Annotated in this window: 20 protein-coding genes; 16 read left to right on the top strand and 4 right to left on the bottom strand. The window is 40.5% G+C overall.

Features of this window, described 5'->3' with window-relative positions; translation table 11 throughout:
- Positions 1 to 14 precede the first annotated feature (14 nt).
- Entirely contained in the window at positions 15 to 905 is an 891-nt protein-coding gene (locus tag QMN06_RS07055) for an FAD binding domain-containing protein (protein WP_281969432.1), read from the bottom strand.
- Positions 906 to 1,027: 122 nt separating this feature from the next.
- Between QMN06_RS07055 and QMN06_RS07050 the strand changes: the two genes are divergently transcribed.
- The 11 genes from QMN06_RS07050 (at position 1,028) to QMN06_RS07000 (ending at position 11,595) form a co-directional block, all read left to right on the top strand.
- A complete protein-coding gene (locus QMN06_RS07050; protein ID WP_281969431.1) occupies positions 1,028 to 1,951 on the top strand; it encodes a LysR substrate-binding domain-containing protein in 924 nt (307 codons plus the stop codon).
- A 75-nt stretch (positions 1,952 to 2,026) separates the two neighbouring features.
- Entirely contained in the window at positions 2,027 to 3,658 is a 1,632-nt protein-coding gene (locus QMN06_RS07045) for a UbiD family decarboxylase (RefSeq protein ID WP_281969430.1), read from the top strand.
- Positions 3,659 to 3,670: 12 nt separating this feature from the next.
- Positions 3,671 to 4,252 (top strand): UbiX family flavin prenyltransferase, encoded by a 582-nt coding sequence (locus QMN06_RS07040; protein WP_281969429.1) that lies wholly within the window; start codon positions 3,671 to 3,673, stop codon positions 4,250 to 4,252.
- Entirely contained in the window at positions 4,249 to 5,241 is a 993-nt protein-coding gene (locus QMN06_RS07035) for a tripartite tricarboxylate transporter substrate binding protein (RefSeq protein WP_281969428.1), read from the top strand. Before QMN06_RS07040 ends, QMN06_RS07035 begins: the two co-directional genes overlap by 4 nt.
- A gap of 22 nt (positions 5,242 to 5,263) precedes the next feature.
- A complete protein-coding gene (locus tag QMN06_RS07030) occupies positions 5,264 to 5,554 on the top strand; it encodes a DUF4936 family protein (RefSeq protein ID WP_281969427.1) in 291 nt (96 codons plus the stop codon).
- Positions 5,555 to 5,581: 27 nt separating this feature from the next.
- A complete protein-coding gene (locus tag QMN06_RS07025) occupies positions 5,582 to 6,544 on the top strand; it encodes a D-2-hydroxyacid dehydrogenase family protein (RefSeq protein WP_281969426.1) in 963 nt (320 codons plus the stop codon).
- Between the two features lie 45 nt (positions 6,545 to 6,589).
- A complete protein-coding gene (locus QMN06_RS07020; protein ID WP_281969425.1) occupies positions 6,590 to 7,228 on the top strand; it encodes a peroxiredoxin in 639 nt (212 codons plus the stop codon).
- Between the two features lie 104 nt (positions 7,229 to 7,332).
- On the top strand, positions 7,333 to 8,106 hold the full coding sequence (gene modA, locus QMN06_RS07015) for a molybdate ABC transporter substrate-binding protein (protein ID WP_281969424.1): 774 nt from the start codon (positions 7,333 to 7,335) through the stop codon (positions 8,104 to 8,106).
- Positions 8,107 to 8,115: 9 nt separating this feature from the next.
- A complete protein-coding gene (gene modB, locus QMN06_RS07010; protein ID WP_281971741.1) occupies positions 8,116 to 8,793 on the top strand; it encodes a molybdate ABC transporter permease subunit in 678 nt (225 codons plus the stop codon).
- A gap of 4 nt (positions 8,794 to 8,797) precedes the next feature.
- Complete coding sequence (locus tag QMN06_RS07005; RefSeq protein ID WP_281969423.1) at positions 8,798 to 10,576, top strand: ATP-binding cassette domain-containing protein; 1,779 nt, start codon at positions 8,798 to 8,800, stop codon at positions 10,574 to 10,576.
- 17 nt (positions 10,577 to 10,593) lie between these two features.
- Entirely contained in the window at positions 10,594 to 11,595 is a 1,002-nt protein-coding gene (locus QMN06_RS07000; RefSeq protein WP_281969422.1) for an XdhC family protein, read from the top strand.
- A gap of 7 nt (positions 11,596 to 11,602) precedes the next feature.
- On the opposite strand, the gene chrA is transcribed toward QMN06_RS07000, so the two are convergent.
- Positions 11,603 to 12,949, bottom strand: coding sequence for a chromate efflux transporter (gene chrA, locus QMN06_RS06995; protein WP_281969421.1), 1,347 nt, complete (start codon positions 12,947 to 12,949; stop codon positions 11,603 to 11,605).
- A gap of 9 nt (positions 12,950 to 12,958) precedes the next feature.
- Positions 12,959 to 13,744 carry an enoyl-ACP reductase FabI gene (gene fabI, locus QMN06_RS06990; RefSeq protein WP_281969420.1) on the bottom strand — a complete coding sequence of 262 codons (786 nt, stop codon included), beginning with the start codon at positions 13,742 to 13,744 and terminating at the stop codon, positions 12,959 to 12,961.
- 113 nt (positions 13,745 to 13,857) lie between these two features.
- On the opposite strand from fabI, the gene QMN06_RS06985 reads away from it, so the two are divergent.
- The 5 genes from QMN06_RS06985 (at position 13,858) to QMN06_RS06965 (ending at position 20,090) form a co-directional block, all read left to right on the top strand.
- The gene (locus QMN06_RS06985; RefSeq protein WP_281969419.1) at positions 13,858 to 15,708 is read left to right on the top strand and encodes an extracellular solute-binding protein; all 1,851 of its coding nucleotides are present in this window, start codon (positions 13,858 to 13,860) and stop codon (positions 15,706 to 15,708) included.
- Positions 15,705 to 16,778 carry a microcin C ABC transporter permease YejB gene (gene yejB / locus QMN06_RS06980; RefSeq protein ID WP_281969418.1) on the top strand — a complete coding sequence of 358 codons (1,074 nt, stop codon included), beginning with the start codon at positions 15,705 to 15,707 and terminating at the stop codon, positions 16,776 to 16,778. Before QMN06_RS06985 ends, yejB begins: the two co-directional genes overlap by 4 nt.
- A 1-nt stretch (position 16,779) precedes the next feature.
- The gene (locus QMN06_RS06975) at positions 16,780 to 17,811 is read left to right on the top strand and encodes an ABC transporter permease (protein WP_281969417.1); all 1,032 of its coding nucleotides are present in this window, start codon (positions 16,780 to 16,782) and stop codon (positions 17,809 to 17,811) included.
- Positions 17,808 to 19,436 (top strand): dipeptide ABC transporter ATP-binding protein, encoded by a 1,629-nt coding sequence (locus tag QMN06_RS06970; RefSeq protein ID WP_281969416.1) that lies wholly within the window; start codon positions 17,808 to 17,810, stop codon positions 19,434 to 19,436. Before QMN06_RS06975 ends, QMN06_RS06970 begins: the two co-directional genes overlap by 4 nt.
- An 81-nt stretch (positions 19,437 to 19,517) precedes the next feature.
- Positions 19,518 to 20,090, top strand: a complete 573-nt coding sequence (locus QMN06_RS06965; RefSeq protein ID WP_281969415.1) for a C40 family peptidase — start codon at positions 19,518 to 19,520, stop codon at positions 20,088 to 20,090.
- Between the two features lie 40 nt (positions 20,091 to 20,130).
- On the opposite strand, the gene QMN06_RS06960 is transcribed toward QMN06_RS06965, so the two are convergent.
- Complete coding sequence (locus QMN06_RS06960) at positions 20,131 to 20,979, bottom strand: patatin-like phospholipase family protein (protein ID WP_281969414.1); 849 nt, start codon at positions 20,977 to 20,979, stop codon at positions 20,131 to 20,133.
- Positions 20,980 to 21,184: the final 205 nt, after the last annotated feature.

Raw genomic sequence — 21,184 nt, 5'->3', positions numbered from 1 at the left:
AGTTTTCTTTCCGCCTAGCGAAGATGATGTTGAAAAGAATTTATTGCCATTGCAAGAGACTGTTCAATGGTTCTGCTCAATAAAGTTTTCGCAAGGTTGCGACGATAAGCCGCATTTGCGTGTAAATCACTTGCTGGCTCCGTTTGTTGGATAGCTTGCTCAGAAAATGCAAGGATCATATCTTTAGACAGAGTTTGTCCAATCAAAGGTGAGGCCATATCTTCAAAGCTATAGGGTGTTCCTCCCATACCACCAACACCGCAATGCAGACGAATAAGTTTGCCACTTGCGTCAACTTGTAATTGCGTCGCGGCTGAGGCCATCGCAAAATCACCTTGCCGAATCGATGTCTCTTCAAAAGCATGACCAATGCCATGACCTTGCCAAATTGGCCAATCAATGTGGGTGAGGCATTCCTGAGGATCTAAAGTGGTCCACATAGGACCTAAGAAAAAGTCTTTTGCAGAAATGATGCGATGAGTATCAAGGTGGTCACAATGGATTTGTGCTTGCAAAATCACAGCAATGAGTGGTAGCTCTGCTGAAGGATCAGCGTGGGCTAGACTACCGCCAACAGTACCACGATTACGTGTTTGATGATGCCCAATCCAAGGAACAACTGCTGACAATAGGGGGATTTTTGAAGTTAGAGAATGATTCTCTAAAACACATTGTTTTACCCCCGCGCCAATTCGAATCGATTCTTCAAAAGACGAAATCAGTTGCAATTCATCAATTCGGGCGATATCTATCAAGTGGCTGGGTTTTGCTAAGCGCATTGCCATCATGGGCACAAGGCTTTGACCACCAGCGATTAGTTTTACATCCTCACCATACTCTTTTAGTAAATTTTTCGTGTGAGATAAATTTTCTGCAAGGTGGTAATCAAAAGGAGCGGCTTTCATAGGGGAATATTTAAATCCTTGTAAGGTTCTTTGCAGATTAGATTAACATATGTATTATTAACTATTTAATGTTCCAAAAACTCACACTATTCAATTTTATTAGAAAAGATTAATATCTAAATATGAGGAAATTACCTCCTTTAAACGCGATTCGGGCTTTTGAAGCTGCTGCTAGGCATGTGAGTTTTACTAAAGCTGCTCAGGAATTGCAAGTTACCCATGGCGCTATTAGCAAACAAGTTGCCATTTTAGAGGGTTGGTTGGGCATTGATTTATTCATGCGCTCTAAATCTCAAGTAGTGTTAACACCATCGGGTAAAGATTTTTTATCTTCTCTAACGCCTGCATTAGATCGGATCGCTGTAAGTGCTTCTCAATTAATTGATCGGTCGGTTGAAAATATTTTTCAAATTAATGCACCACCGACATTTAATCTGCGCTGGTTGATACCCCGAATATCCACATTTCAAAAAAAAATTAATCATCTAGAAATCAAACTAACCTCGTCGATTGAACCCATTGATTTTGATTCAGGTGAATATGATGTTGCGATTCGTGGAGCTTCGGTCGCCTTATCAAATCATGTATCAGTACCCTTTATGACTGAAACGATTGTGCCAGTATGTCATCCTGATTTGATGGAGCATGGTCGATTACAACAGGTGCGGGATTTGAATCAGCACACCTTAATTAGTTATGCCACTGAACCATACGCATGGAAGCATTGGTTGGTCGAAGCGAATGCTTCACATATTAAACCCGCGAATTATTTGGAGTTTGAGCAGATGTATTTTGCCCTTCAAGCAGCAGCAGAGGGTTTAGGCATTGTTTTAGTGCCATTATTTTTGGTTGCGGATGAAGTAATTTCTGGCAAATTAACTTTACCCTTTGGACTTTTAGGAGCTAGAACTAGAAGATATTTCCTGAATGCGCCACTCTTGATCCCGCAAAATCCTGTGATAGAAAAATTCACAACATGGTTAGCACAAGAGGGACAGGACACTGAACTTGCAATTAATACTTTATGTAGAAATATGAACTTTTAACGTATGAGTTATTTTCTATTCTAAAGTGATATCATTTTTTTAAATTCTATTAAAAGAAAAGGCAAGACATTTCTCATGAAGCAAACTCCTTCCTACAATGATTTACAGCAACATATTGACGAATTAAGGTCTAAAGGACTCTTACAAGTCATTGATCAGCCCATAGATAAAGACTCTGAAATGCACCCACTCGTGCGTTGGCAATTTGTTGGAGGGATGGCAGAAGCGGACCGTAAAGCATTTTTATTTACCAATATTGTGAATGCTAAAGGTCGTACATATGATATTCCGGTTTTAGTCGGAGGATTAGCCGCGAATCGATCAGTCTACGGTGTTGGAATGGGCTGTGACGTTGAAGAGATTCAAGCCAAGTGGGATAAAGCTATACAACATCCAATTGCACCAGTGATGGTAGAAAACCCCATTTGCCAAGAAGTGATCCTGGAAGGGGCAGCTTTGCAAGGTGAGGGTAACGGCTTAGATATGCTTTCTATTCCGATTTCAACACCAGGATTTGATAGTGCACCTACCTTAACGGCAACCAATGTTATTACTAAGGACGTACAAACGGGTGGGCAGAACATGGGTACTTATCGCTGCCAGCTCAAGGCACCGGATCGTTTGGTTGTTCGTATGGCAACTCGAGTAGGTGGAGCAGGTGGCTATTTGCACTATTTGGGTTGGAAAAAAGCCGGTCATAAAACCATGCCTTGTGCCATTGTATTGGGCTGTCCTCCTTACGTTGCATTTATGGGGCCACAAAAATTACCATTAGGTGTAGATGAGTTTGATGTGGCTGGAGGTCTAGCAGGTGAACCCATTCAGATTAGCAAGGCTCATTCAGTCGATCTTAAAATTCCCGCTCAAGCAGAGATTGTGATTGAGGGATTGATCGATCTCGAGTGGTTAGAGCCAGAAGCACCATTTGGCGAGTCTCATGGTCACGTTGCCCTTGAGGAGTTTAATTTGCCGATGAAGATTACAGCTATTACACATCGCTTTAAGCCAGTCATACCCTCATATATCAGTCAAGTGGCACCAAGTGAATCAAGTGTGATTAAGCGCGTCGCTTATGAACCTTTATTCTTAAATTACCTATCTAAAACCCTAAATATTAAGGGAGTCAAGCGGGTTTCCTTGCATGAGCCTTTAACTGGTTTGCTAAGGGTCACAATTATTACCTTCGCTCAAGACGTATCAAAAACTGAGATTTGGCGAGCCTTGTATGGAGCAGCCTTTTTTAAAGGCGATTGTGGCAAGATTTGTATTGCTGTCAATGAGGATATTGATCCGGATAATGCGGACGCGTTATTTTGGGCAATGGCTTATCGAATGAATCCCGTACATGACCTGAAAACGCTCGAACATCGTGGTCAAGGACATGGTCCTAAAAGAGAAAATGATGGGGAAGAGGACTCTACCTTACTCATGGATGCAACGATGAAAAGTCCAATGCCACCATTGGCATTGCCTAAAGAAGAGTACATGGTTAAAGCTAAAAAACTGTGGGAGTCCTTCGGTTTGCCTCAACTAAAACCCCAAGCACCTTGGTTTGGATATTCTTTAGGTGATTGGTCAAGCGTTTGGGATGCAGCAGCAAAACGCGCAGTCGATGGTAATTACTTAGAAAATGGCAAAATTAGTCAAACTCAGATCAGGAATGATGTAACAGCGGAAACTAAATTTCGCCCCGATGAAACTAATTGATAGGAAAAAATAATGACGAATCCGCAACGATTGATTGTTGGTATTAGTGGTGCATCTGGCATTATCTACGGTATTCGTATTTTACAAACCTTAGCAGATTCCGACGTAGAAACACATCTAGTGATGTCTGAATCTGCGCGTTTGACTTTAAGTTCTGAATCAAACATGAACGTTAAAGAGGTGGAAGCGTTAGCAACTGAAGTGCATCATATTAAAAATATTGGTGCGACGATTGCTTCAGGCTCCTTTAAAACGATGGGTATGGTGATTGCACCATGTTCAATTCGATCTTTATCTGAAATTTCTTGGGGGATGACAACGAGTTTACTATCACGCGCAGCAGATGTTGTTTTAAAAGAGCGCCGTCGCTTAGTACTTTTGGTTCGTGAAACGCCATTACATGCAGGGCATTTAAAAACGATGTTACAAGCGACCGAAAATGGAGCCATTATTATGCCTCCAGTTCCTGCTTTTTATGCACAACCAGAGACGATTGATGAGATGGTTAATCACACGGTTGGTCGTTGTTTAGATTTATTTGATATTGATACAAAACTCACCAAACGCTGGGAAGGAATAGGTAAGAAAGAATGAAAAAGGTAAAAATGTTATTAAAAAAAATTGCTAGTATTTTTTGTGCAGCTTGGATTGCTTTGCAATTTTCCCCCATTGTCACTGCAGCTGATGTTTATCCGAGTAAGCCAATCCGCTTGGTCTTAGGTTATGCGCCAGGTGGAGTAGCTGATATTACGGCACGTTTAATAGCGCAGAAAATGTCTGACTCTATGGGTCAGCAAATTGTTGTTGATAATCGTCCAAGTGCTGGCGGGATTGTAGCGGCTCAAGCAGTAGCAGCAGCGGATCCAGATGGATATACGATTCTGCATCTTAATTATGGAAACGCAGTGAGTGAAGCTATTTTTAAAAAATTACCTTACGATATTCAAAAAGATTTTGAGCCTGTTTCGTTAATGGGTTCCTTTGACGTTTTAATGCTAGTAGATAAAAACTCTGACATTCAAAATGTGGCTGACTTCATTGCTAAAGCAAAAGCAAATCCAGAAAAATACAACATAGGGTCTGTTAGTGTTGGTAGTGGACAGCACATGTCCGCTGCACTATTTAAAAGTATGACGGGTTTGCAAGTGGAGTTAGTTCCCTATAAAGCAACGTCTAATTTATTTATGGCACTTAAATCGAAAGATATTTCTGTTGCATTTGAAATTATTTCTCCAGCCATGCCGATGATAAAAAGTGGTGATTTAAAGCCTTTGGCCGTATCAAGCGTGAAGCGCTATGAGGCCCTAGCAAATGTACCGACACTCAATGAAAGTGGTGTTAAGGGATATGATGTCGTTGCATGGAATGGTATGGCAGTGCCAGCAAAAACCCCTAAAGCAGTCATAGATCGTTTAAATAAAGAGGTAAACCTTGCCTTAAGAGATCCTGAAGTCAAAGCTAAATTTCAATCGGTAGGCATCGAACCAAAAGGTGGAAGTCCTGAAGACCTCAAAGCTCTTTTGGCAAATGAAATTGCAAAATGGAAAAAACTAGTAGCTCAACTCAATATGGAAAAACTGTAAAAAAACCAGTTTTTTAACCATCATGAACCAAGCCATATTATATGTTTACTATAAGCTCAAGCCGAGTGATCATACCGCTTTAAAAGAGGGTATCCTTCGCTTGCAGTCAGAAATAAAAAAATTTGATTCCTTACTAAAATTTCAGGTTTTACAACGTCCAGAAATTGGTAGTGATGGAAATGAAACTTGGATGGAGGTTTATCATCATCCTGAAGGGATTACTCCAACAATGATTCAGCAAATTCATCAAATTGCTTTATCCTGTGGATTGCCTGAGCAAAGAAAGAATGAACTCTTTATTCCTTTGCGTTAATCCAATTTAAATGACTGAGAGATTGAAATGCATATTGTTGTATTAGATGATTTTGAAAACGCACTTGCCGTTTTAAAGGATAACGACACCGTCAAAGCAAAAGCCACGATTGAACTCCATCAAGATCGTCTACTAGGAGATGCTTTGGTTGCCGCACTCAAGCCTGCTAATATCATTGTGATGAATCGTGACAGAACACCTCTTAGAAAAGCTTTGCTTGATCAATTGCCTAATTTGCAATATGTTGTGTTTACAGGAAGCCGTAATTTACTGATTGACTATGATGTATTAGAAGCCCGCAAGATACCGGTCAGTTATACAGAGTTTGGACCATCTAAAGAAACTACAGTTGAATTAACATGGGCGCTTATTTTGGCAGCCTATAAGAGGATCGGTGAGCAGAGTCAATTATTAAAAGATGGCAAGTGGCGTAACGAACATTCTGTATTACCTGCCCTAATTGGGGAGCGTTTAGGCGTTCTTGGTCTCGGAAATATTGGTGCTAAAGTTGCGAAAGTAGGGGTCGCATTTGGTATGGATGTAGTGACTTGGAGTCCTAATATGACTCCTGAGCGAGCTGCTGAGCATGGCGTCAAGGCAGTTAGTAAAGAAGAGTTGCTGAGTACCTCTAAGATTGTTACTTTACATTTAGTGCCTGGTGAGACCACACGTGGGATTATTAATGCGCAAACTCTTTCTATCATGAGAAGTGATGCTCTTTTAGTTAACACCTCACGATCAACCTTAATTAACACTGCTGACTTGGTTAAAGCTTTAAAAGTAGGTAAACCAGGGATGGCGGCACTTGATGTATATGATGACGAACCCTTGCCGAAGGACGATCCGTTTAGACAATTAAATAATATACTTATGACCCCACATTTGGGATTTGTTTCACAGCCTGTATATCAAAGGCTTTCCCAAGGTGCTGTGATGGCGATTGAGGCTTGGCTAAAAGGTGAACCCTTAGTTAATATCGTCAAAAAGTAATCATTTTGTTGCATAATTTAAGATCATTTTAAAAGGATATAAAACATGACAATTCGACTTGGCGATCAAGCCCCAAATTTTGAACAAGAATCATCCATCGGTAAAATCAATTTCTATGACTGGGCTGGCGATTCTTGGGTGATTTTATTTTCTCACCCCGCTGACTTTACACCTGTATGTACAACAGAACTCGGTTTAACGGCTAAGTTAAAGCCTGAGTTTGATAAGCGCAATGTCAAAGCTATTGCATTATCTGTTGACCCAGCTGATAAGCATGTGACTTGGATTAAAGATATTGAAGAAACTCAAAAGACTGTAGTTGGTTTTCCGATTATTGCGGACGAAGATAAAACGGTTTCTAATTTATACGACATGATTCATCCAAACCAATCTGCAACTGCAACCGTGCGTTCACTCTTTGTGATTGACCCGAAAAAAGTTGTGCGTTTAATGATTACTTATCCAATGAGTACTGGACGCAATTTTGATGAAGTCTTACGTGTTGTCGATGCCTTACAATTGACTGATGCCTACACAGTAGCTACCCCAGGAAACTGGAAAGATGGAGACGATGTCATTATTCCAATGACAGTTCAAGATCCAGAAGTGATTAAAGTAAAGTATCCAAAAGGTGTAACATCACCAAGACCTTATTTACGCATCACACCGCAACCAAATAAGTAATCTTATAAGCCTCATTGAAAAGCCCGCTCTAGCGGGCTTTTTACCTATAATAGGATTTTATATTTGAAACCATAACCTGAATGGTTGAACTCAGATTCAACTCAATGATGAGACGATTTTTTCTTGTAGCGGTTATCGCTAGTTTTTTTTACTTACCTTTGACGCCTTCTCTTGCCCAATCTAGAGAATCGATTTCTGTTGCTGCCGCCGCTAACTTAAATGGTGTTCTTGATGAGTTGCTATTGCAATATTCAAAACAAGGCGGATTGCAGGTCAAAATTGTTTATGGATCTTCGGGACATTTTTACCAACAAATGACACAAGGAGCAAAATACGACATCTTTTTATCGGCCAATCAAGATTATGTTGATCGTCTCGTTAGTCAAGGTTATGCAAATGAGGCAGGGATTATTTATGCTAGGGGAAGGTTAGTGGTGTTGGTATCCAACAAGTCAAAGATTCGTGTTACTCCAGATTGGAGTGATTTGAAGTTAGCTATACAAGATGGTCGACTTTCCAAGTTCGCAATTGCAAATCCAGCATTGGCTCCATATGGTGCGGCGTCAATACAGACTCTAGAGTTTTTAAAACTAAAGAATTTGTTTCAACCGGCCTTAGTGATGGGCGGAGATGTCGGACAAACCATGTTATTTATTCACTCTGAAGCAGCTCAAGCGGGAATGGTGCCATGGTCCATGGTCAAGCAATCTAAAACTATTCAGGATGACTCCTATTTCCTCATACCAGAACAACAGCACCAACCAATTTTGCAAAAAATGATGATTTTTAAACAAGCAAACCCTTCGGCAAAAGGTTTTTATGATTATTTGCAATCTGCACAAGCAAAAAAGATTTGGCGTCAATATGGTTATGAGTAATACTTGACTATGGATTGGCAAGCACTTTATCTCTCGATTCAATTGGGATTATTAACGAGTATTGTCTTAATACCGTTGGGTATTTTTGTATCTTTTTGGATGCAAAGACAATCAACATTGACTAATCAAATACTCGAAACGCTATTTACACTCCCACTTGTTTTACCACCAACAGTTCTTGGATACTACATGTTAGTAGGTTTTGGTAAGGGCAGTTGGATCGGTGAGTGGCTATATCAGTTAACACATGTTTCATTCGTATTCTCATTTGCAGGTATTTGGTTAGCCAGTTTAATTTTTAATATTCCATTTGCATGGCTACCCATTCGTAGAGCCTTTGAGGCTATCCCTCAAGATCTAAAAGATGCTTATCAAACCTGTGGTCTCAACCCATGGCAAGCATTCTGGAAAATAGAGTTGCCGCTTGCTTGGAAAGGAATTGTGACGGCACTCATTATGACGTTTACGCATACACTTGGGGAGTTTGGAGTGGTTCTGATGGTGGGTGGAAATATTCCTGGCAGTACGAGAACAGTTTCCATTTCAATTTATGATCAAATGCAAACCTTGCATATGGATGAAGCGGGCATGATGGCGTTAATCTTATTGATTATTTCATTCTTAGGCTTATTAATTAGTCAATGGATTTTGACTCGTCAGCAGAGTATGTCCCGTTATAAAGCGTAAATACATGTTACAAGTTCAACTTCGATCCCAAGATCCTGTTTATTTAGATATGGCATTTGAATGTCAAAATGGACAGCTACTCGCTCTTGTTGGACCCTCCGGAAGTGGTAAAACCAGTGCATTACGCGCAATTGCTGGACTTCTTCCCGTTGCAAGTGGAAAAATTTGTATTGGCAATAGCACTTGGTTGGATACTGAAAATAAGGTGCTTGTACCATCCACCAAAAGATCAGTAGGTATGGTATTTCAGAACTACGCACTATTTCCCCATCTCACGGCTTATCAAAATATACAACTCGCCTTACCGAGTCATCTTTCCCAAGAGTATGTGGAAGGTTTGTTGAAAGATATGGGGTTGATCGACTTACAAAAGCGCTATCCTCATGAGTTATCCGGTGGTCAGCGTCAACGCGTGGCATTAGCTAGGGCATTTGCCCGCCAACCACAAGTATTGTTGCTCGATGAAGCCTTTTCTGCAGTAGATCATCCAACCCGTAAAATTCTGTATGAAGAGTTAATTAAACTTCGGCAACGGATCGAAATTCCGATTGTGATGGTTACCCATGATCTCCGAGAGGCAAGGTTACTCAGCGACAACATGTGTATTCTGGATCAAGGAAAATCCTTACAACAAGCCACCCCGGCTCATATTTTTTCGAGCCCAAGGAATGAGCGAGTTGCCCAGTTGGTAGGACTGTCTGATATTTTTTCAGGTACTTTTTTCAAGAAAGAGCAAGTTGATTCTCAAACTGGAATGCCGATTGCGCATTTACAGTGGGGGCAGGGGATACACTCAGTTGTCTTAGAAATCAATGATAAAGGTCGGTTACCAAATCACACAGAGGTGAAATGGGTGATATCAGGAGCCTACGTTGACTTATCTTTGACTAAAAACTTCAAAGTGAATAGTTTTGCAGCCAGCGTCAGTAAGATTTTACAATTAGGTGATGTCTCAAGTTTGACTTTATCTTTAGAGTTACCTTTCTCACAATTGATGCATCTTGAGATTAGTACGCGAATGGTAAGAGATTTAGCTTTGGTTGAAGGAAAAACCATTTACCTATCACTTGACCCTGCTGGCATCCATATTATGCCGGTGTATTCTGATCCGAGCGTCAAAATGGCGCAAAAACAATTACGTGAAAAGCCAATTCAAATAGGGGCAATTTTATTAGTCGCTGGTCAAGGAAGTCGATTGGGGGGTATTCCTAAATCACTTATGAAAATTGATGGGGTGACTTTACTTGAGCGACATGTCGAAACCTTAAGTAGATTTGTGACCCAAGCACCGATTGTGGTGACTGGTTTTTATGCGGATTCTATACAAGAGAAGATCAAGTATCAGCAAGTTCAGTGGGTCCATAATTCTGCTCCAGAAGACGGTCAATCTGGTTCCGTCAGATTAGGTTTAGAAGCCTTGTATCGAAGTTCACAAAGCTTAGATGTGATATTGATGATGCTGGGAGATCAACCGTTTTTAAATGAGGCTGATATTCGGCAACTCATTGAAAACTTTAAAGTACGCAAATCGGGACAGTTTTTATTACCCATGGTTCAAGGTAAACGTGGAAATCCCGTCCTACTCTCTGGAAGTGCACTGAAGAAAGTGATTGAAAGCGGGCTAGAGATGACCGTTCGACAATATATGGATCAATATCCTGAGGAAGTGATACATTGGGAAAGTGCCAATCATCATTATATTTTTGACATTGACTCTTTTGAGGATGTGATTGATTTTGAGAATAAGACAGGCTTTAAAATAGAGCTACCTGCAAAACAATAACAAGTAAGGTTGATCAGATGGAAAATATTGACATCACAGTTCTGCGGCAGTTACATACTTGGCGAAGTGAGCATAAAAAAGCAATGCTCGTGACAGTGGTAAGGACTTGGGGATCTTCACCAAGACCTATTGGTTCGATCATGGCTCTGTGTGAGGACAGTCGGGTGGTTGGAAGTGTTTCTGGTGGTTGCATTGAGGATGATCTTATTCGTCAACACCTCGAACCAGGGGCCCTCAAAGATCAATTGCCGCGATTAATGCAATATGGCATTACTGCAGATGAAGCACATCGATTTGGCTTGCCATGTGGAGGAACTTTAGAATTAGTATTAGAGTACAACCCCCAAGCCCAACCATTAAAGGAATTAATTGATCATTTAGGTCATGGCCAATTAGTGGCACGTTGTTTAGATCTTACAAGTACAGAAGTGACTTTGAGGACTACTGATCAGCCTGCTGAACTTGAAATTACACCTACCTCTTTAATCAATACCTTTGGTCCAGAATATCGGATGTTAATTATTGGTGCAGGTCAAATGAGTGAATATTTAGCCACGATGGCTTTATTTAATGGTTTTTCTGTCACCATCTGTGATCCTAGAGATGAGTATCGATCTAGTTGGTCAGTTCCCAATGTGGCACTTGATTTTGGATCCCCAGATGATATGGTGACTCAATTTAAGCCTGATTCAAGAACCTGTGTCGTGGCACTTACACACGACCCGAAATTAGATGATTTAGCGTTGCTTGAGGCCTTAGAAACAGAGGCATTTTATGTTGGAGCGATTGGCTCAAGACGAAACAATGCTTCCCGAAAATCAAGACTGATTGAGCATTTTGGACACTCTGAAAAATCCTTAGAAAAATTACGAGGACCCATTGGTATTTATATTGGGAGTAAAACACCCTCTGAGATTGCTGTTAGTGTTATGGCAGAAATTTTGGCAGTGAAAAATGGCGTGACCTTACCCAGAGAAATGACAGTCGCTATTGCTAAGCAGGGTTTGGATTCAGAATAAGCTTGATTTAATGGACATTGAAGTAATGTGCCGCGATGCCTAAACAGCCACTCACCAGCAAGACTCGCAAAATACTTTGACCATATTTAATCATCGCAATACTAGCTACTACCATCACGGATAAGGCAAAAATGAGATGTTCGTATTTCACATTTGAATTGAGTTCATCTGGAAATAACGTGTGTATAGCAAAAAATATCGCTAAATTTGCAATGACACCGACTACGGCGCACGTGATGCCATTGAGAATGGGCATTAACCTGAGTTCAGTGCGGGTAGATTCAATAAACGGGCCGCCTAAAAAAATAAAACAAAATGACGGCATAAAGGTAAACCAACTAACAACTAGCCCACCAAAAAATCCTGCAAGGATTGGAGAGTCCATCAGTAAAGTATGGCCGTAAGAAGCAATAAATCCAATATATGTCACAACAATGATCAGAGGGCCTGGAGTCGTTTCACCCAAAGCCAAACCATCCATCATTTGTGCAGTAGTAAGCCATTGGAAGTTTTCAACCGCAGATTGAAAGACGTAGGGGAGAACCGCATAAGCCCCACCGAAAGTAAGAAGGGCAGCCTTCGTGAAAAACCATGCCAATTGAGTGAATACATGATCTGAACCGAACGAAACTAACAAAGCCCCAAACGGTATTGCAAAGGCCAAGAAAGAGACAAATAAAATAATCAAAAAATTCTTGAGTGCAAAATGCGTGTGTGGCAGTTGTTCTGAGTCATCATCGATCAGTGCTCGGGTAGTAAGCTTGGTTGGCCCTTTTGAAGAGTGGGCTGAATTATTGGAGTTCATCCACTCAGGTTTAATGTGGGAGACTAAAAACCCCAAGACTCCAGCGCCAATAATAATGATGGGGTAAGGAATATTGAACTGCATGCCCAAAAATGCCGTGAGTGCAATGGCAAAATGGATTGGCTTTTTGAGAATTTTTTTACTAATCCGATAGCCGGCGGCGATTACAATCGCCGTGACCGCGGGCTTAATACCTAAAAAAATGCCTTCAATGATTGGTGATTGACCGAAGGTAACATAAATAATAGATAAGAGGATTAGCAGTAACATTGCTGGGAAAATAAATAAAACGCCGGCGATGATGCCACCGATTGTTCGGTGCAATAACCAACCCATATAAATCACAAGTTGCAATGCCTCTGGACCCGGCAAAATCATGCAATAGTTCAGAGCGTGTAAAAAGCGTTTTTCAGAAATCCAGTGTTTTTTATCTACTAGTTCATTGTGAACCGTTGCAATCTGACCTGCAGGACCCCCAAAACTTATAAAACCAAGCTTTAGCCAAAATAGAAGCGCCTCTTTAAAAGAGGCGTTTACTGAACTTTGCATTTTATTTATTTACAACTCACTCATGCCGCCAACCACTTGACTATAGCCTGCATCAACATAAGTAATTTCTCCTGTAATACCACCGGCTAAGTCAGACATAAAGAAAGCTGCAGCATTACCAACATCATCAATTGTTACATTGCGACGCAGTGGCGCACTTTGCTCAACACTATTGAGGATTTTGCTGAAGTCTTTAATGCCACTTGCAGCAAGTGTTTTAATTGGACCAGCAGAAATTCCATTCACACGGATACCTTTAGAGCCGAGGGATTGTGCTAAATATCGCACGCTTGCTTCTAGAGAGGCTTTAGCTAAGCCCATCGTATTGTAGTTAGGTACCACGCGCACGGAGCCTAAATAAGTGAGCGTTAATAAGGCCGCACTTGGGTTGAGCATGTGCTGTGCAGCCTTTGCCATTGCTGGAAAACTATAGGCTGAGATATCATGAGCAATCCGAAATGATTCGCGGTTTAAACCCTCCAAAAAATCACCCGTGATGGCATCTTTAGGTGCAAAGCCGATGGAGTGGACAAATCCATCAAATGTGGGCCAAGTTTTACTCAAATCACTGAAGAGTTGGGAAATTTGCTCATCGCTACCCACATCACAGTCAAAAATCAACTCACTATTGAATTCTTTAGCAAAATCAGTAATTCTTTCTTTAAAACGTTCACTTACGTAGGTAAATGCAAGTTCTGCACCTTCCCGATGACATGCTTTAGCAATACCGTAAGCGATTGAACGATTTGATAAAACGCCCGTAATGAGAATTTTTTTACCTGCAAGAAAGCCCATATAAATATCCTTTTGATAGTGAGGTTTATAGGAATTATCCCAAAAATGAGAAGTCACTACTACAATTGTGCAAAATTGAACGGAATTGTAAGTTGTTAGAATATTCGTAACTCATGAAAATACTGATTTTTTTCCTAAGCCTTCTGTTGATACCCCAGTCTTCTTGGGCGGGTCACGCATTTGCGCAATATGGCAATCCTAAATATGCAAAAGATTTTCCTCACTTTGATTTTGTGAATCCTCAAGCCCCTCAGGGTGGCACACTCACTCTAGCCAATCCTGATCGACGCACCAGTTTTGATAAATTCAACCCCTATACATTAAGAGGTGTTGTTGCCCCTGGGATTGCTGGATTATTGTTTGAGTCATTAGCAATTGGTAGCGCAGACGAAACGTCGACGATTTACGGATTAATTGCTGATGATATGACCTTGTCGAATGATCATTTGTCGATGACATTTCATATTCGGTCAGAAGCTAAATTCAGCGATGGAAGTTCCATCTTGGCGAGTGATGTGAAGTACAGTTTTGATACTTTAATGAGTAAATTAGCTCATCCTAGTTACCGCAATGTCTTTGCAGATATCAAGCAAGTTGTAGTGATTTCAGATCGACTGGTACGATTTGACTTTAAGAGCAGGACTGGGGAAGCACCATTACTTGCTGGCACAATGCCAATTTTTTCTCCAAGGTGGGGAATAAAGCCTGATGGTACTAAAACACCATTTGATCAATTAGCCTTTGACAATCCGATTGGAAGTGGGCCTTATGTCATTGATTCCTACCAGGCTGGTAGAAATATTGTCTTTAAAAAGAATCCTAATTATTGGGGAAAAAATCTGAATGTACGCGTGGGTAACTTCAACTTTGACCGCATTGTGTATAAATTATTTAGTGATGATACGGTTCGATTAGAGGCATTTAAAGCAGGGGAGTTCGATGCCATCGTTGAATATCGAGCGAAACTTTGGGCGAAAAGTTATGTTGGTAGAAAATTTGATCAAGGGCTTTTAGTAAAAAAAGAGTTTGAACATCACAATGGTGCTGGAATGCAAGGCTTTGCGATGAACACACGTAAAGAAATATTTAAAGATCCAAGAGTGCGTCAAGCCTTAGGCTTAGCCCTTGACTTCGAATGGCTTAATCGGCAAATTTTTTATAGTCAATATAAACGCTTAGATAGTTATTTTTCTAATTCACTTTTAGGTGCCACCTATGACAAAAATAGTGTCCCAACTGGAGAAGAGCTCAAGTTATTAAAAAGTTTGCAACAAAAATATCCTGGTGAAATACCTGCTTCTGTTTTTGGGCCGATGCCATCTGCAGTAAGTACAGCTCCGCCTAATTCTTTGCGCTCCAACTTACTCAAGGCAAAAGAACTTTTAGCGCAGGCCGGATGGACATATCGTGATGGGGCATTACGGAATGCTGCAGGGCAAGCCTTTGAATTTGAGATGCTAGAAGACAGTCCATTTTTACTGCGTATATTAACGGCTTATGTCCGTAATTTAGAAAAATTAGGTATTAAAGCGAACGTTCGCACCACAGACAATGCTTTATATCAGCAACGACTCGATGAGCATGATTTTGAAATGACAACGATTAGGTATCAGGATACCCAAAGTCCTGGTAATGAATTATGGGATCGTTTTGGGAGTGAAGCTGCTACGCAAAAAGGTACTGATAATCAGATTGGAGTGCGACTGCGCAGTGTGGATGATTTGATTTCAATGATTACAAGAGCAGAAGAGCGCGAGAATTTATATATTGCCACGAGAGCGCTTGATCGTATTTTGATACATAATTATTTCGTTGTGCCACACTGGTATAACCCTACGCACCGCATTGCTTACAGTACACAATTAGGAACACCGCAGCCACCACTTTATTACACTGCAGAGGCTTGGATTATTGGCAATTGGTGGCGTGATACAAGTAACTCTACTCAGAAAGAGTCCAAATGAGACATGGTTTAGCACCTTATATTGTCAAACGGTTATTGTTGATGATTCCTACATTGATTGGGGTGTTAACAATTACCTTTGCCGTTGTCCAGTTTGTGCCTGGTGGTCCGGTTGAACAAATGGTTCTGGAACTAAAAGGACGTGGTGGAGCGGGAGTTGGTGCTGGTGAGTCTACAGGAGGTGGGAGCACCTATCGAGGACGGCAAGGAATAGATGAAAAAAATCTTGCAGAAATTAAAGCACTCTATGGTTTTGATAAACCACCTATTGAACGTTACTTCAGTATGTTGGGGCGGTTTGCCCGATTTGATTTAGGGGAAAGTTATTATCAGCATCAAAGTGTATGGCATTTAGTCATTTCTAAATTACCAGTATCTATTAGCATTGGTTTGTGGACTTTTTTTATTACGTATTTGATATCCATACCTTTGGGTATTTCAAAAGCGATTCGAGATGGTACTAGGTTTGACACGGCTACGAGCATGTTGGTCTTGGTGGGGTATGCTATTCCTGGTTTTGTGATGGGGATTTTGTTATTGGTTTTATTTGGGGGTGGTACTTTCCTGCAAATTTTTCCATTACGGGGTTTGGTATCTGATAACTGGGAAACACTTAGCTGGTCAGGAAAAATTCTGGATTATGCCTGGCATTTAGTATTACCAATTACGGCATCCGTTCTAGGTAGTTTTGCCGTCATTACGATGCTCACGAAAAATTCTTTCATAGAAGAAATTCGTAAACAATATGTGATTACTGCAAGAGCAAAAGGCTTACCGGAAAGACTCGTTATGTGGCGACATATCTTTCGTAATGCCATGATTCCACTTGTTACAGGATTTCCAGCAGCATTTATTGGCGCTTTTTTTGCGGGCTCACTTTTGATTGAAACCTTATTCTCCCTTGATGGTCTTGGTCTCATGTCGTTTGAAGCAGTGATGCGTAGAGACTATCCAGTTGTATTAGGGACCTTATATATATTTACTCTGATAGGTTTATTTACGAAATTAATATCGGATGTGGCGTATGTGTTAGTTGATCCACGAATTCAGTTTGAGAGTCAAGGGTCTTAAGATGGCTTCAATAAAGAAGAAAAATACCTCTTGGCAACGTTTCAAAAGTAATCGTTTGGGCTATTACAGCTTGTGGATATTTATGATTATTTTTGGGATTAGTTTATGTGCGGAATTAGTCGCTAATGATCGACCCTTAGTTGCATCGTATGATGGCCAGATATATTTTCCAATTATCAAAGATTATCCTGAGACCGTATTTGGCGGTGACTTTGAAACTCCGACTGATTTTCATGATCCTTTAATACGAGATAATCTTCGTCAAAAAGGTAATTGGGCAATTTATCCTTTGATTGAATACAGTTATTTGAGCCTTAACTATTTTTCTAAACAACCCAATCCAGCCGCCCCATCAGCTGATAATTGGATCGGTACTGATGACCGTGGACGGGATGTACTTGCAAGACTGATTTATGGATTTCGGATTTCTGTCTTATTCGGTTTGGCGCTTACGCTTGTTGGTGTAATTATTGGAGTTTTACTTGGTGGTCTGATGGGATATTTAGGTGGTAATTTTGATTTAATTTCACAGCGTGTTATAGATATTTGGCGCTCCTTGCCGGAGCTATACCTACTGATTATTCTAGCCTCCGTATTTAGTCCAAGTATTTGGTTGTTGGTCATTCTGCTTTCATTATTTAGTTGGATTAATTTATCAGATTATGTACGAGTAGAGTTTTTTAGAAACAGGGGCTTAGAGTATGTCAAGGCAGCACGCGCTCTTGGTCTTACGAATTGGAAGATTATGGTTAAACATATTCTGCCCAATAGTTTGATTCCTGTGATTACTTTTCTACCGTTTCAAATGAGTGCGGCTATTTTGTCATTAACCAGTTTAGATTTTTTAGGGCTGGGTGTTCCACCCGATACGCCAAGCCTAGGTGAATTACTCTCACAAGGAAAGTCTAACTTAGATGCTTGGTGGATTTCTTTATCAACATTTATTGTGCTCGTAGGTACTTTGTTGTTGTTAACCTTTATGGGTGAAGCACTGCGAAATGCATTTGATCCTAGAAAAAGGGGATCCATGTGAAAGAGCATTTAAAAATTACACAGTTAACTATTCAGTTTGGTGAAGGACGGAAACAGCGCAAGGTCGTTGATGGACTGAATTTAGAAGTTCTACCAGGTTCACGAGTTGCGATTGTTGGGGAGTCTGGGTCAGGTAAGTCATTAACAGCATTATCGGTTTTGGGTTTATTACCAGAAGGTGCGCAAGTGAGCGGACATATTCACTGGGGTGATAAAAATTTATTGCGTGTACCGATTGATGAATTACGAAGTATTCGTGGACGTGAGATTGCCATGATTTTTCAAGAGCCGATGACGGCTCTGAATCCACTCTTTACGATTGGCTATCAGATCATTGAAGCTGTCATGATTCATGAACCATTCTTAGGGAAAGAAGCTGCGCGACAACGTGCGCAGGAAATGCTTGAAAAAGTAGGTTTACCCGACGTAAAAAATAAAATGCAGGCCTTCCCCCATCAGTTATCTGGAGGGCAGAGGCAGCGAGCGATGATTGCTATGGCTTTATCTACCAAACCCAAATTATTGATTGCAGATGAGCCAACCACAGCACTTGATGTAAATTTAAGAAAGCAAATCTTAGATTTATTACAAGAGTTACAACAACAGTCTGAGCATCAATCCATGTCAGTTTTACTGATTACCCATGACCTTAATTTAGTGAAGAGGTTTGCACAGCAAGTAGTGGTGATGCATCAGGGGAAAGTGGTGGAGTCTGGGACAACTCAAGAAATATTTCACGCACCAAAGTTGTCATACACACAATCCTTGGTCAATAGTCATCCAGAATCACATTTGTTGCCCATTATCCCATTAGCAACACATTTGTTGGATGTTAAAAATATTGGGGTTTCATACCCAACACCAAAATCTGGCTGGAGTCAGATACTTGAATTTTATAAAAAACCATCATTTACTTCTGTATTGAGAAATATCAATCTAGATTTACGTCAAGGTGAAACATTGGGTGTCATCGGTGAGTCAGGTTCAGGTAAAACCACCTTAGGAATGGCCTTATTAGATTTACTTGGTGGTACTAGCGCTCAGGTTGAAGGAGATGTAGAAATATTGGGCTGCCATTGGAAGCAAATTGATGCAAAGCAGCAACGACAGATGCGTGCAAAGTTTCAAGTGATATTTCAGGATCCGTTTGGATCTCTTTCACCACGAATGTCGGTTGGGCAAATTGTCTCAGAAGGACTAGACGTTCACCAACCCAATTTGAGTAAAGAGCAAAAATTACAGAAAGTCTCAGAGGTACTAGCAGAAGTCGGACTCGAAAAAAGCGCGATTGAGCGTTATCCACATGAGTTTTCAGGAGGACAAAGACAGCGGATTGCCATTGCTAGAGCTTTGATTTTAAAACCTGAAATCTTGATTTTAGATGAACCAACATCCGCTTTAGATGTCACCATTCAAAAGCAGGTATTAACGCTACTCACTGATTTACAGCATAAATACAATTTAGCGTATATTTTTATTAGTCACGATATTGCAGTAGTTCGGGCAATGTCCCATCGCATTATGGTCTTGCAACATGGCGACATTGTGGAGTTTGGAGAGACAGAAGAGATCATTCGTTCGCCAAAGTCGAAATATACCCAACAGTTGATTCGCGAAGCTTTTTGAATAATTTATGACAATTTATATTGAAAATAGTTGTAAACTTGGTTAGACTAATATAAATTGATAATTAAAATTAATATTTACATGAAATTTCAACAACTTACAAAATACTCTTTAGTTAGTTCTTTAGTCTTGACTACTTTAATAAGTCATTTTTCTATAGCTCAGTCTACGGAAGAGGTAACCGCACCTGCTGCTACACCTAAACAAAGTTTTTATGGGAAGGTTGCAGGAACTGTTTCGGATAGTACTTCATCACTGATCAACAATGCAATGCAATTGATTGGTGTTCGTTATCGTTGGGGCGAAAAAGTCCAGACCGGTTTTGATGCCAGTGCTTTTGTGAAATATGTGTTTAAGGATAACTTAGGCTTTTTATTTCCTGCGAAGACGGACGAAATGAGCAAAGTTGGATTACAAATTTCAAGAGATAACCTAAAGCCAGGTGATTTGGTGTTCTTTAACACCTTACAACGTGAGAATTCACACGTTGGTATCTACGTTGGTGAAAATAAGTTTATTCATGCTCCAGCCCGTGGATCTGGAGTGAGAGTAGATGATATGACGACGGTTTACTGGGATAAGCGTTTTGATGGTGCTCGAAGAGTGAATCCTGCGACTAAAGATAGTATGCAGATGGATATCATCACTAAATAAAGCCTGTTTTATTTAATGGCAAAGGCAGCTCAGGCTGCCTTTATTGTTTCTTAAATTCGTCAATCTTATTTTTTAAGAGCGTGATTTGTTGTTGCATGGCAATTTCTCCAGCCAAGATTGCAGCATTTCGAGATCTGAAGTCAGTGCTCTTCATTTGGGGCAGTTGAGGAACCACAATGACATCAGCAAGAGGTAACTCCCAGTTGGTGATACTTCGCCCCATAATTGTTGTAGTTTGTAATAAAGTTCCTAAAATTCCGCTGACATTTTGATCTGATGGATCAGAGGAAATGTTGACGGCGATGACAATGTCCGCTCCTAAATTTTTAGTAAACTTAATTGGTACAGGCGAGGTGAGGCCGCCATCAACATATTCCTTACCTTGAATAACCGTTGGCATAAATACCCCAGGAACACTACTAGATGCTCTGACTGCTTGTCCAGTATCGCCTCGCTGAAATAAGATGGGATTACCAGTTTTTAAATCGGTAGCAACGATTCCGAGAGGAATCTTCATTTGCTCGATGGGGCGATTTTTGACCAATTGATTGATTTTGGATTGCAGAGCATCACCCTTAATCATCCCTCCCATCTTTGTTGAGAAGGGATTTGTCCAATCTGTAATCGTTGCCTCATCTAAGTCAATCGCAATTTGTTGAAGTTCATTAGCAGATTTGCCAGAAGCATAAATAGCGCTTATTACGCTACCTGCACTTGTCCCAACGATGATGCTAGGTTTAATGCCATTCGCTTCAAGGACTTTAATCACACCAATATGAGCAAATCCGCGAGCAGCGCCACTTCCCAAAGCTAGACCAATGACAGGATCCTTGATGATGTGAGAAGGTTTCGTAACTGATCCCTGAGAAGTTTCTTTACCGGAATGCATGATTGAACAGCCATTCAGGAATAGGAAACTCAGGAGGAGTAAGAGTCGTAAAACGTAGCCATTGAAAAACATAAATGTTTGCGCGATATGGGTGGTATATTGATTTATAAGTGAAATTCCACAAGAAGGATATTAACTATTTGGATTATCCTTAGGAATTCGATATAATAGCCTATTCGAATAAAAAGCATACCCTAATTTGTTT

Origin of the sequence: Polynucleobacter sp. SHI8, assembly GCF_027944005.1 — a bacterium.
GTDB lineage: Bacteria > Pseudomonadota > Gammaproteobacteria > Burkholderiales > Burkholderiaceae > Polynucleobacter.
Note: the sequence above shows the minus strand (reverse complement) of the source record. Positions and strands in the feature narration are given on the sequence as shown.